The sequence below is a fragment of the Actinotalea ferrariae CF5-4 genome (assembly GCF_000603945.1).
GTDB lineage: Bacteria > Actinomycetota > Actinomycetes > Actinomycetales > Cellulomonadaceae > Actinotalea > Actinotalea ferrariae.
Genome location: NZ_AXCW01000136.1, coordinates 1 through 11584, shown reverse-complemented (window position 1 = coordinate 11584; position 11584 = coordinate 1). Strand labels below are relative to the sequence as shown.

The 11584-nt window shown below is 74.3% G+C and carries 14 protein-coding genes; 8 read left to right on the top strand and 6 right to left on the bottom strand.

Annotated elements, in window-relative coordinates; genetic code table 11:
• Window positions 1-39: 39 nt before the first annotated feature.
• On the bottom strand, window positions 40-1242 hold the full coding sequence (gene glgA / locus N866_RS12210; RefSeq protein ID WP_034226724.1) for a glycogen synthase: 1203 nt from the start codon (window positions 1240-1242) through the stop codon (window positions 40-42).
• Window positions 1243-1312: 70 nt separating this feature from the next.
• On the opposite strand from glgA, the gene glgC reads away from it, so the two are divergent.
• Both glgC and serB read left to right on the top strand, forming a co-directional pair.
• Window positions 1313-2554 (top strand): glucose-1-phosphate adenylyltransferase, encoded by a 1242-nt coding sequence (gene glgC, locus N866_RS12205; protein WP_034226734.1) that lies wholly within the window; start codon window positions 1313-1315, stop codon window positions 2552-2554.
• A gap of 61 nt (window positions 2555-2615) precedes the next feature.
• Window positions 2616-3281, top strand: coding sequence for a phosphoserine phosphatase SerB (gene serB, locus N866_RS12200; protein WP_034226722.1), 666 nt, complete (start codon window positions 2616-2618; stop codon window positions 3279-3281).
• 48 nt (window positions 3282-3329) lie between these two features.
• Here the strand turns inward: serB and N866_RS12195 are convergent, their stop codons facing one another.
• The 3 genes from N866_RS12195 to N866_RS12185 form a co-directional block, all read right to left on the bottom strand.
• Complete coding sequence (locus tag N866_RS12195) at window positions 3330-3848, bottom strand: SixA phosphatase family protein (RefSeq protein ID WP_034226720.1); 519 nt, start codon at window positions 3846-3848, stop codon at window positions 3330-3332.
• A gap of 1 nt (window position 3849) precedes the next feature.
• Window positions 3850-4617 carry an enoyl-ACP reductase FabI gene (gene fabI / locus N866_RS12190; protein ID WP_034226718.1) on the bottom strand — a complete coding sequence of 256 codons (768 nt, stop codon included), beginning with the start codon at window positions 4615-4617 and terminating at the stop codon, window positions 3850-3852.
• A 90-nt stretch (window positions 4618-4707) separates the two neighbouring features.
• Window positions 4708-5430, bottom strand: a complete 723-nt coding sequence (locus N866_RS12185; RefSeq protein ID WP_034226716.1) for a beta-ketoacyl-ACP reductase — start codon at window positions 5428-5430, stop codon at window positions 4708-4710.
• 302 nt (window positions 5431-5732) lie between these two features.
• Here N866_RS12185 and N866_RS19950 point away from each other — a divergent pair, with 302 nt between their 5' ends.
• The 3 genes from N866_RS19950 (at window position 5733) to N866_RS12170 (ending at window position 7419) form a co-directional block, all read left to right on the top strand.
• Window positions 5733-6104: a DUF3099 domain-containing protein gene (locus N866_RS19950; RefSeq protein ID WP_245612578.1), complete on the top strand. Its 372-nt coding sequence runs from the start codon at window positions 5733-5735 to the stop codon at window positions 6102-6104.
• A complete protein-coding gene (locus tag N866_RS12175) occupies window positions 6101-6319 on the top strand; it encodes a hypothetical protein (protein ID WP_245612577.1) in 219 nt (72 codons plus the stop codon). The genes N866_RS19950 and N866_RS12175 overlap by 4 nt, the downstream gene beginning before the upstream one ends.
• A gap of 98 nt (window positions 6320-6417) precedes the next feature.
• The gene (locus N866_RS12170; protein WP_081802608.1) at window positions 6418-7419 is read left to right on the top strand and encodes an SURF1 family protein; all 1002 of its coding nucleotides are present in this window, start codon (window positions 6418-6420) and stop codon (window positions 7417-7419) included.
• A gap of 48 nt (window positions 7420-7467) precedes the next feature.
• Here N866_RS12170 and N866_RS12165 read toward each other — a convergent pair whose 3' ends face one another.
• Complete coding sequence (locus N866_RS12165) at window positions 7468-7716, bottom strand: helix-turn-helix domain-containing protein (RefSeq protein ID WP_034226712.1); 249 nt, start codon at window positions 7714-7716, stop codon at window positions 7468-7470.
• Between the two features lie 90 nt (window positions 7717-7806).
• Entirely contained in the window at window positions 7807-9405 is a 1599-nt protein-coding gene (locus N866_RS12160) for an ABC-F family ATP-binding cassette domain-containing protein (RefSeq protein WP_034226710.1), read from the bottom strand.
• A 178-nt stretch (window positions 9406-9583) separates the two neighbouring features.
• On the opposite strand from N866_RS12160, the gene N866_RS12155 reads away from it, so the two are divergent.
• The 3 genes from N866_RS12155 to N866_RS12145 all read left to right on the top strand — a co-directional run.
• The gene (locus N866_RS12155) at window positions 9584-10225 is read left to right on the top strand and encodes a biotin transporter BioY (RefSeq protein ID WP_081802607.1); all 642 of its coding nucleotides are present in this window, start codon (window positions 9584-9586) and stop codon (window positions 10223-10225) included.
• A gap of 52 nt (window positions 10226-10277) precedes the next feature.
• Window positions 10278-10997, top strand: coding sequence for an energy-coupling factor ABC transporter ATP-binding protein (locus tag N866_RS12150; RefSeq protein ID WP_034226726.1), 720 nt, complete (start codon window positions 10278-10280; stop codon window positions 10995-10997).
• A partial coding sequence (locus N866_RS12145; RefSeq protein ID WP_034226707.1) for an energy-coupling factor transporter transmembrane component T family protein occupies window positions 10994-11584 on the top strand: 591 nt, incomplete at its 3' end. The genes N866_RS12150 and N866_RS12145, both read left to right, overlap by 4 nt.

The window sequence follows — 11584 nt, the reverse complement described above, 5'->3', positions numbered from 1 at the left end:
GGGACCGGTGGATCAGGGCTCAGCGCAGACCTCCGCCGCTCAGCGCAGGACGGAGCGGTACACCTCGAGCGTGCGCTCGCCGATCGCGTCCCAGGCGAAGTGGTCCTCGACCCGCGTGCGCGCGGCCCGGCCCATCTCGGCGGCGCGCGCCTCGTCGGAGACGACCTCGGTGAGGGTGCGGGCCAGGTCCGCGACGAAGCGGTCCGGGTCGACCGGCGTGCCCGTCCCGTCCTGGACCTGCTCGATGGGGACGAGCAGACCCGTGACGCCGTCGTCGACCACCTCGGGGATGCCCCCCGTCGCCGTGCCGACGACGGGCAGCCCGCACGCCATGGCCTCGAGGTTGACGATGCCGAGCGGCTCGTAGACCGACGGGCACACGAACACGGTCGAGGCCGACAGCACCGCGACGAGCTCCTCGCGCGGCAGCATCTGCTCGATCCAGACGACGCCGTCGCGGCGCTCGCGCAGCCGGTCCACCAGACCGGTGACCTCCGCCATGATCTCCGGCGTGTCCGGGGCGCCCGCGCAGAGCACGAGCTGCACCTCGGGCGGGAGGGCCTCCGCGGCGCGGAGCAGGTAGGGCAGGCCCTTCTGGCGGGTGATCCGGCCGACGAAGACGACGGCGGGCCGCTCCGGGTCGATCCCCAGGCCGCGCACGGTCTGCTCGGCGCGCGCCACCGCCTCCCCCTCCGGCCGTCGCCAGCCGGCCAGGTCGATGCCGTTGTGCACGACGTGAACCTTGTCGGGGTCGATGTCGGGGTAGCAGCGCAGGATGTCCGCGCGCATGCCGGCGCTCACCGCGATGACCGCGGCCGCGCCGAGGTAGGCCGTCCGCTCGGCCCAGCCCGACAGGGCGTAGCCGCCCCCGAGCTGCTCGGCCTTCCACGGACGCAGCGGCTCCAGGCTGTGGGCGCTCACGACGTGCGGGACGCCGTGCAGCAGCCCCGCCAGGTGGCCGGCGAGGTTCGCGTACCAGGTGTGGGAGTGCACGAGGTCCGCCCCCGCGGCGTCACCGGCCATGAGCAGGTCGACGCCGAACGTCCGCAGGACGGCGTCGTGGTCGGTCAGCTCGGACGGGACGTCGTAGCCGTGCACCCCCGCCTCGGTGCGCGGCCCGTCGAAGCAGCGCACCCGCACCTCGACGTGGTGGCGGAGCACCGCACTGAGCTCGGCCACGTGGACTCCGGCACCGCCGTAGACGTGGGGCGGGTACTCCCTGGTCAGCAGATCGACTCGCACAACGACACGCTAGCGCTCCAGGGGCCGGACAGGATGGTCGTGATCAGAGCCACGCTCTATGGTCGGTGTCATGGCAGCGCCACGAGTTCTTGCGATCGTCCTGGCCGGCGGCGAGGGGAAGCGGCTCATGCCGCTCACCCAGGACCGCGCCAAGCCCGCGGTGCCGTTCGGGGGGCTGTACCGACTGGTGGACTTCGCCCTGTCCAACCTCGTGAACAGCCGGTACCTGCAGATCGTCGTGCTGACGCAGTACAAGTCGCACAGCCTGGACCGGCACGTGGCACGGACCTGGCGGATGTCGCCGCTGCTCGGCAACTACGTCGCGCCCGTCCCGGCCCAGCAGCGGGTCGGCAAGCACTGGTACCTCGGCAGCGCCGACGCGATCTACCAGTGCCTCAACATCATCCAGGACGAGCGCCCGGACATCGTGGTCGTCGTCGGCGCCGACAACATCTACCGCATGGACTTCTCCCAGATGGTCGACTCCCACATCGACTCGGGCGCGGAGTTCACGGTCGCCGGCATCCGCCAGCCGATCGGCCTCGCCGACCAGTTCGGCGTCATCAAGGTCGACTCGGAGGACCCGCGCCGCATCGACGCGTTCCTGGAGAAGCCGACCGAGGTCGAGGGCCTGCCCGACGCGCCGCACGAGGTGCTCGCCTCGATGGGCAACTACGTGGCGAACGCGGACGCGCTCGTCGAGGCGGTCACCCTGGACGCGGAGAACGAGCGCTCCAAGCACGACATGGGCGGGGACATCGTCCCGTACTTCGTCGACCGCGGGACGGCCGGGGTGTACGACTTCATCCGCAACGACGTGGCCGGCTCGACCGACCGCGACCGCCACTACTGGCGCGACGTCGGGACGCTCGACGCGTACTACGAGGCCAACATCGACCTCATCTCGATCAACCCGGTGTTCAACCTCTACAACGACGAGTGGCCCCTCTACACCGGCATCACCAGCCTGCCGCCGGCGAAGTTCGTCCACGCCGGGCCCGGCCGGCTCGGTCACGCCGCGGACTCCATCGTCTCCCCCGGCGTCATCGTCTCGGGCGCCACCGTGACGGGCTCGGTCCTGTCCCCGGGCGTGTACCTGCACTCGTGGGCGTCGGTCAGCGACTCCGTGGTCATGGACGGCTCGACCGTCGGCCGGCACGCGCAGGTGCACCGCGCGATCCTCGACAAGGACGTCGTCGTCGAGGAGCGTGCCCGGGTCGGGCTCGACGTGGAGCACGACCGCGCCCGCGGCTTCACGGTGAGCGAGTCGGGCATCACGGTGGTCCCGAAGGGCACGGTCGTCCGGCGCTGAGCCGCCCGCCACGGTGCGGGACGACCGCCCGGCGCCGGGCGGCCCGCGCTAGCCTCGCGCCGTGACGAGCCCCGGCCAGCCTGCCCCTCACGAGCGTCGGCTCGTGGTCACGGACGTGGACTCCACGCTCATCACCGGCGAGGTGATCGAGATGCTCGCCGGCCACGCCGGCAGCCGCGAGCGCGTCGCGGAGATCACCGACCGCGCGATGCGCGGGGAGATCGACTTCCGGCGGTCCCTCACGGAACGCGTCGCGACACTCGAGGGCCTGCCCGTCTCGGTCCTCGAGGACGTCCGGCGTGAGGTCGAGCTGACCCCCGGCGCGGAGCGGCTCGTCGCGGCGCTGCACGCCGCAGGATGGCCGGTCGGCGTGGTGTCGGGCGGGTTCCTCGAGGTCGTCCAGCCGCTCGCCGAGAGCCTCGGGATCCGCTTCGTCCGCGCGAACCGCCTCGAGGTCGCCGACGGCCGGCTGACCGGACGGGTGACCGGACCCGTCGTGGACGCCGAGGCGAAGGCGGAGGCCCTGCGGGAGTTCGCCGCCGCGGAGGGCGTGCCGCTCGAGCGGACCGTGGCGATCGGGGACGGCGCGAACGACCTCCTCATGCTGGAGGCCGCCGGGTTGGGCATCGCCTTCAACGCCAAGCCCGTGGTCTGCGACCAGGCCGACGTGGCGGTGCTGGGCAAGCCGCTCGACGCGGTCCTGGAGGTTCTCGGGCTCGAGGCCTGACGGGCGCGACCGCACGGGGGCGTCCGGCCAGCGCCTGGGCGCGTCCGGCTAGTGCTGGGGTCGGGACACGTCGAGCAGGCGCGCGCCGCCGGCGCCGAGGTCCGCCCACGGGACGTCCGTCTCCAGCACCGCCGCCGCGGCGGTCGACAGCCCGGTCCGCACCTGCGCCAGGTGCTCCGGCTCACCCTGGCCGGCCAGACCGGAGGCGGTGGCCGAGACGGTGGGCTCGTGGCCGACGACCAGGAGGGTGCCGACGCCGGCGTCGACCTGGCGGACGAGCTCGAGCAGCTCGCGGACGCCCGCGAGGTACAGGCGGTCGGTGACCTCGACCTGCGCCGGCACGTCGTCCCCGAGGGCCGAGCACACCAGCTCCCAGGTCTGACGGGTCCGCAGGGCGGACGACACCAGGACGGCGTCGGGCACGAGGCCCGCCGTGCGGAGGTAGGCCGCGACGTCGGCGCACTGCCGCCGCCCGCGCAGCGCCAGCGGCCGCATCTCGTCGCTCAGCGACGCGGGCGTCTCGGCCTTCGCGTGCCGCAGGAGGACCAGCCGACGGGCCGCGCCCACCTCAGAGACCCATCGCGTGGAAGCCGCCGTCGACGTGGACGATCTCGCCGGTCGTCGCCGGGAACCAGTCCGACAGCAGCGCCGCCACGGCGCGGGCCGTCGGCTCGGGGTCCTTGGTGTCCCAGCCGAGCGGTGCACGGCCGGCCCAGCCGTCCTCCATGGTCTCGAACCCGGGGATCGACTTCGCCGCCGTCGTGCGGACCGGACCGGCGGAGACGAGGTTGACCCGGATCCCCTCGGGTCCGAGATCCCGCGCCAGGTAGCGTGCCGTCGCCTCGAAGGCGGCCTTCGCCACGCCCATCCAGTCGTAGACGGGCCAGGCGTACTGCGCGTCGAACGTCAGGCCCACGACGGCGGACCCCCGCTGCAGCAGCGGCTGCGCCGCGACCGCGAGGGCCTTCAGGGAGTACGCCGACACGTGCACGGCGGTCGCCACGTCGTCCCACTGCCCCGCGAGGAAGTTGCCGCCCATCACCGACTGGGGCGCGAAGCCGATCGAGTGCACCACGCCGTCGAGGTGCCCGACGTGCTCGCGCACGCGGTCGGCCAGCGCCGCGAGGTCGTCCGCGTCCGTCACGTCCAGCTGCACCACGGGCGCCTCGTGCGGGAGACGCTTGGCGATCGCCTGGGTGAGCCGCAGCTGGCGGCCGAAGGAGGTCAGCACGACCTCGGCGCCCTCCTGCTGCGCGAGCCGCGCGACGTGGAACGCGATGGACGAGTCCATCAGCACCCCGGTGACCAGGAGCTTCTTGCCCTCGAGCAGACCCAACGTTTCCTCCGGGACTCCGTCGGCCGCGGCCGACCTCCGACTGGGGATGCGCTCACCGGAGCGCGTCCGGTGCGCTGCAGCGTGGTGCGGTCAGTGGCCCATGCCCAGGCCGCCGTCGACCGGGATGACGGCGCCGCTGATGTAGGCGGCGTCGTCGGACGCCAGGAAGTGCACGACCCCGGCGACCTCGGCCGGCTGCGCGAAGCGGCCGGCCGGGATCGCTGCACGGTAGGCGTCCTGCCGCTCCTGCGGCAACGCCTCGGTCATCGCGGTGTCGATGAAGCCGGGGGCCACCACGTTGGCGGTGATCCCCCGCCCGCCCAGCTCGCGGGTGATGGAGCGGGCCATGCCCACGAGCCCTGCCTTGGACGCGGCGTAGTTGACCTGCCCCTGGCCGCCGTACAGGCCGACCACCGAGGAGATGAGGACGATCCGGCCCCGGCGCAGCCGGATCATGCCCTTGCTCGCCCGCCGCACGCAGCGGAACGTCCCCGTCAGGTTGACGTCGACCACCTGCTCGAAGTCCTCGTCCGTCATGCGCATGAGGAGCTGGTCCCGCGTGATGCCGGCGTTGGCGACGAGCACCTCGACGGGCCCGTGCGCCTGCTCGACCTCGGTGAAGGCGGCGTCGACGGCGGCCGTGTCGGTCATGTCGCCGTGCACGCCGAGCACGCCGTCGGGCAGGTCGCCGCTGCGGTAGATGGTCGCCACGCGGTCACCCGCCGCCACGAAGCGCTCGGCGATCGCACGGCCGATCCCCCGGTTGGCCCCGGTCACCAGGACGCTGCGCGGGCCGGTGGTCGTCTGCGCCACGGTGGGCTCCTGTCTGCTCTGCGGGTCTGCTCCGCGGGTCTGCTGCGGATCTGCTGCGGGTCTGCTGCGGACGCTCGACCGGGTCGGGCCGAGGCCGCAGCCGACCGTAGCGGACGCACGCCCGACGCCGCGGCGGCGACCGCTGGACGGCTGAGCCCACCCTGAGGTGGGCGGGGGCCCCGGGCGGCCACCCGGCCCCGGCCCCGCCGTACGATCGACCTGTGACCGTCATCCCCGGCCTCCCGAGCGGAGGCCCACGCCCCTCTGCTGGTCGCGGCACGCGCCCCGCGGTGGAGGAGGTCGTGCGGATCACCAGCGCGCGCACCTCCCTGCAGGAGGACATCGCGGCCCGGAACAAGCGCTACATGCTCCAGATGAGCACGCGCGTGGTCTGCTTCCTGGGTGCGGTGGTCCTGGACCACTGGACGCGCTGGATCCTCGTCGCGGGCGCGGTGTTCCTGCCGTACATCGCCGTGGTCATCGCCAACGCCGGGCGCGAGCGGGCGACCGACCCCGAGACGTACGTGGACGGCGCGGCCGACCCGCGGGCGCTGCCGAGCCGCCCGTCCGGGCCGGTCATGACCTTCGGGCCCGACGAGCCGGTCGTCTCCCCGACCGGCCCCGTACCGCCCGTCCGGCCCGCCACGCCCACGTGGGACGGCGACCGCCGGTGACCGAGGCACCGGAGATCGTCTGCAGCGCGAAGGGCTGCCGCGAGGGGGCCTCGTGGGGACTGCGCTGGAACAACCCGCGCCTGCACACCGCCGACCGTCGCAAGGTCTGGCTCGCGTGCGACGACCACCGCGGCCACCTCGAGCACTTCCTCGAGGCCCGCGGGTTCCACCGTGACACGGTGGCCGTCGGCGACCTCGACGCGGCGGACGGCTGAACGGTCACGGACCGCCCCGGACCGAGCGCGCCCGTGTCGACGTCACCGACGTGGAGCTCGCGCACGATCCACGCCGGACCGTCGGCGACACTGGACCCATGACCGCTCCGCCCTCGACGCCCGAACCCGCGGCGCTCCCGCGCGCGGACGACGACGCCCCGGTGCCCGGCGCCGACGACCACGCCGGGACGGGCGGCGACCCGGCGGAGGACCGGCGGCGTTGGGCGCTGACGGTGCTGGTCGCCGTCCTGGTCGCCGCGGGGTGCGTCGCCGCCGGCGTCTGGCAGTGGAGCCGGCACGCCGAGCGCAGCGCCGCCGTCGCCGTCGTCGAGCGGAACTTCGCGGCGCCGGTCGGTGACCTCGCGGACCTGGTCGAGCCGGGCACGCCGCTCCCGCCGGACGCGGTGTGGCGGCGCGCGGCGGTGTCCGGCCGCTACGTCGGCGAGCCGGTGCTGCTGCGCAACCGGCCGGTCTCGGGGCGGCCGGCGCTGCACGTCCTGCAGCCGCTCCTCGTCCAGGGCGGTGCCCTCGACGGCGCCGTCCTGGTGGTGGACCGGGGCTGGGTCCGCAGCGGTGAGGACGAGAGCACCCTGCTCGCCCCGCGCGCCCCGCAGGACCCCGTGGAGGTCGTCGTCCGCCTCCGGCAGGAGGAGCGGTCCTCCGGCCGGGACGCCCCACCGGGCCAGGTCCAGGAGATCGTGGTCGAGGACGTGCGCGCGGCGTCGGGCACGCCCCCGGAGTGGCCCGACGGCGTGGCCCTGCCGCTCTACGGGGGGTTGGTCACCGAGGACGGCGCCCCGGCCGAGGGCCTGGGCCGCCTGCCGGCGCCGGCGACCAGCCTCGGCACGAACCTGTCCTACGCCTTCCAGTGGTGGGTCTTCGCCCTCGGAGCCCTTGCGGCACCGCTGGTCCTGCGGCGCAAGGAGCGCCGCGACGCCGCCGAGGCGGCGGAGGCGGCGGGCGTCCCCGCGAGCCTCGGCGCGTCGGCCGACGTCGTGCCGGTCTCGCGTCCGGCCCCGCGACGTCGGCGTCGTCCGACCGCGGAGGAGGAGGAGGACGCCCTCCTGGATGCGCAGACCGTGCGGCGCCAGGACCCCTGACACGCCGACGTCCGCGGACCCGGCGCAGGGTCCGCGGACGTCGGTGCTTCAGGCGCGCGCCTCGCGCAGAGCCTGCCGCCGGGCCTCGGCCGCGGCGCCGCGCGTGGCGCCGCCGCGGGACCGCATGGCGACCCCGGACTCCGCGAGCACGCCGTGGACGAACCCGTAGGACCGTCCGATCTCATCCGCGAGAGAGCGGATGCTCTCGCCGCGCTCGTACCTCTGGACCAGCGACGATGCCAGGTCGTTCCTGCTGTCGCCGGTGATCCGTGATCCCTTCGGGAGCTTCGCGCTCATGGTTTCCCCTTCTTGCCATTGTCCCTGCGGCACGCCGGCGGGCACGGCCGTCGGCGCCGCCCCCTGCCGTGGCTCCGACGGGGGGCGAGCTCACGCGAGCGAGATGAGGTCCGCGTAGCTGTCGTTCCACAGATCTTCGTCCCCATCGGGCAGGAGCACCACTCGATCGGGATGCAGGGCCGCCACGGCCCCCTCGTCGTGGCTGACCATGACGACGGCGCCGGCGTACTGGCGCAGGGCACCGAGGATCTCCTCACGGCTCGCCGGGTCGAGGTTGTTGGTCGGCTCGTCCAGCAGCAGGACGTTCGCGGCGGAGACCACGAGGGTCGCGAGGGCCAGCCGGGTCTTCTCACCACCGGACAGCACCCGCACGGGCTTGTCCGCATCGTCCCCGGAGAAGAGGAAGGACCCGAGGACGGACCGGACCTGCGTGTCCGTCAGGTCCGGCGCGGCGTGCCGGAGGTTCTCCACGACCGTCCGCTCCGTGTCGAGCGTCTCGTGCTCCTGCGCGTAGTAGCCCAGCTTGAGCCCGTGCCCCGGCACGACCTCGCCCGTGTCGGACTCCTCCACCCCGGCCAGCAGGCGCAGCAGGGTGGTCTTCCCGGCCCCGTTGAGGCCGAGGACGACGACGCGGGTGCCCTTGTCGACGGCGAGGTCGACGTCGGTGAACACCTCCAGGGAGCCGTAGGACTTGCTCAGCCCGGTCGCGGTCAGCGGAGTCCGGCCGCAGGGGGCGGGGTCCGGGAACCGGAGCTTGGCCACCTTGTCCGCGGCGCGCTCGCCCTCCAGACCCGCCAGGAGCCGGTCGGCGCGCTTGGCCATGTTCTGCGCTGCGACCGCCTTGGTCGCCTTGGCCCGCATCTTGTCCGCCTGTGCCTTGAGCGCGGCGGCCTTCTTCTCGGCGTTGACGCGCTCGCGCTTGCGCCGACGCTCGTCCGCCTCGCGCTGCTCGAGGTAGGCGTCCCAGCCGAGGTTGTACTGGTCGATCTCGCCGCGGTTGGCGTCCAGGTGGAAGACCTTGTTGACGGTCTGTCGCACGAGACCCACGTCGTGGCTGATGACGAGGAAGCCCCCCGCGTAGCTCCCGAGGTAGTCGCGCAGCCACACGATGGAGTCGGCGTCGAGGTGGTTCGTCGGCTCGTCCAGCAGCAGGGTGTCCGCTCCGGAGAACAGGATGCGCGCCAGCTCGACGCGCCGGCGCTGACCGCCGGACAGCGTCCCCAGGGGCTGACCGAGGACGCGCTCGTCGAGGCCCAGGTTGGAGGCGATACGGCCCGCCTCGGACTCGGCGGCGTAGCCACCGGCGGCGGTGAACCGCTCCTCCAGCCGGCTGTACCGCTCCATCGCGGCGTCCCGCGTCGCGTCGTCGGCGCTGGCCATGGCGCCCTCGGTGCTGCGCATCGAGCGGACGATCTCGTCCAGGCCGCGCACCGAGAGGATCCGGTCCATGCCGAGCACGTCCAGGTCACCCGTGCGAGGGTCCTGCGGCAGGTAGCCGACGTCGCCGCCGCGGGTCACCCGGCCCGCGGTGGGCAGCGTCTCCCCCGACAGCACCTTCGTCAGCGTGGTCTTGCCCGCACCGTTGCGGCCCACGAGGCCGATCCGGTCACCCGCGCCGATCCGGAACGACGTGGGGTTGAGCAGGGTCCGCACGCCGACGCGCAGCTCGAGGTCGTGGGCAGTGATCACGCGGGGTCCGTCTCCTGGGGTACTCGGTGGGGTCTCGGTGGGGTTCTCGGTGCGCCCTGCTGAGGTTTCCTCCCAGCGGTCCGCGGCCCTCTTGTGGCCGGGCACAAACGAGACTCATCCTACGACCGGCTAGCGTGACCACCCACGCGCTCCGCCCGACCCACCCCAGGGGAGATCCATGTCGTTCGTGCCCGAACCCGAGTCCGCCGCCGCCAGCATCGGCGCGCCGGGCGCCGCCCCCGTGCCCGCGCCGGCCGCCCGCACGTCCGTGGCCACCGATCTGGCTCTCGTCGCCACCGGCGCCGCGTTCGTCGCCGTCTGCGCACTCGGCTCCATCACGGTGCCGAACATGGCGGTGCCGATCACGCTGCAGACGTTCGGCGTCATGCTCGTCGGCGCCGTTCTCGGCGCCCGGCGCGGGGCGCTCGCCGTCCTGCTCTACCTCGCCGTCGGCCTGGCCGGGCTGCCCGTCTTCGCCCAGGGCACGGGCGGCCTGGGCGTGCTCGGCAAGCCCTCGCTGGGGTACCTCCTGGCGTTCCCGATCGCGGCCGCGCTGGCCGGGTTCCTCGTCCACCGCACGCACGGCCTGCGTCCCGGCGTCCGGCCCTTCGCGGTGTTCGGCTCGCTCATGGCCGCGTCGCTGCTGGTCATCCACCCCCTGGGGATCTCGGTCATGGGTGCACGCCTGGGCATGTCCGCCGGGGAGGCGGTCGCCGCCGGCGCCGTCTTCCTCCCGGGTGACCTGATCAAGAACGCGCTGGCCGCGGTCGTCGCCACGGCCGTGTTCCGTGCGTTCCCGGACCTGGCACGCCGGGGCTGAGGACGACGCCGACGACGCCGCGGCCCGCCGCCCCGCCGCAGGTGACCGCCCGGTGATCGAGCTCGTCGGCGCGACCGTGACCGCGTACGGCCCGCCGGACGCGCACGGCCGGGCGGCCGTCGTCACGCTCCTGCACCCGACGACGTGCACCCTCACCGAGCGACGGATCGCCGTCATCGGGGCGAACGGCTCGGGGAAGTCGACGCTCGCGCGCCTGCTCAACGGGCTCGTGCGGCCGTCGGCGGGGACGGTCACCGTCGACGGCCTGGACACGGTGCGGGACGGCACGCAGGTCCGGCGGCAGGTGGGCTTCTGCTTCACCGACCCGGACGCCCAGCTGGTGCTGCCGACGCCGGTCGAGGACGTGGCGCTGTCCCTGCGGCGCCTCGACCTCGCCCCGGAGGAGCGGACGCGTCGTGCCCGGGAGGTCCTCGCCCGCTTCGGCCTCGCGGACCGCGCCGAGGTGCCCGTGCACGCCCTCTCGGGAGGCCAGAAGCAGCTGCTCGCCCTCGCCGGCGTGCTGGCCACCGAGCCGACCATCCTGGTCTGCGACGAGCCCACGACGCTCCTGGACCTGCGGTGGAAGCGCGTGGTCGACGACCTGCTCGACGGCCTCGACCAGCAGGTCGTCCAGGTGACGCACGACCTGGAGGCCGCCGCCCGTGCGGACCGCGTGCTCGTCGTCGACGAGGGCAGGGTGGTCCACGACGGCGACCCGGGCGCCGCCGTGGCCCGCTACGTCGGGCTCATGACCGGCGGACCGCCCCGATGACGCGACGGGACCGCCACCTGCGACCGCCCTGGGCGGGTCCGCTCGGGCTCTACCACGCCGGGGACACGCCGCTGCACCGGGCCTCGCCCGGCGTGAAGGCCGCCGCGCTCGCCGTCCTGGGGATCGCCGTCGTCGCCCTCACCGGACCGGCCTCCGCCGTCGCGCTGCTCGGCGTCGCGCTCGTCGCCGCGGCCGTCGGACGGCTGCCCGTCGCCCCCACGGCGCGAGCGCTGCTGCCCGTGCTCGTCACGGCGGGCGTCGTCGCGGCCTACCAGCTGTGGCAGAGGGGACCGGCGACGGCGCTCGAGGTCGGGCTGGACCTCGTGAGCCTCGTGCTCGCGGCCACGGTCGTCACCGCGACGACGCGCGCCGACCGGATGCTCGACGCGCTGACCCGGGCGCTGCGGCCGCTGGGCCGGCTCGGCCTGCGTCCGGACCTCGTGGCGCTGGCCCTGGGGCTCATGATCCGTACCGTCCCCGAGCTCGCCCGGTCGGCCGCGGAGGTCCGGGACGCCGCACGGGCCCGCGGGCTCGAGCGCGAGCCCCGCGCCGTCGTCGTGCCCGTCGCCCTGCGCGCCGTCGGGCGG

What these genes read in the sequence shown, in the direction of transcription:
- glgC (WP_034226734.1), top strand. Translation starts at nt 1,313, where the DNA reads ATGGCAGCGCCACGAGTTCTTGCGATCGTCCTGGCCGGCGGCGAGGGG.
- N866_RS12170 (WP_081802608.1), top strand. Translation starts at nt 6,418, where the DNA reads ATGACCGCTCCGCCCTCGACGCCCGAACCCGCGGCGCTCCCGCGCGCG.
- N866_RS12155 (WP_081802607.1), top strand. Translation starts at nt 9,584, where the DNA reads ATGTCGTTCGTGCCCGAACCCGAGTCCGCCGCCGCCAGCATCGGCGCG.
- N866_RS12165 (WP_034226712.1), bottom strand. Translation starts at nt 7,716, where the DNA reads ATGAGCGCGAAGCTCCCGAAGGGATCACGGATCACCGGCGACAGCAGG.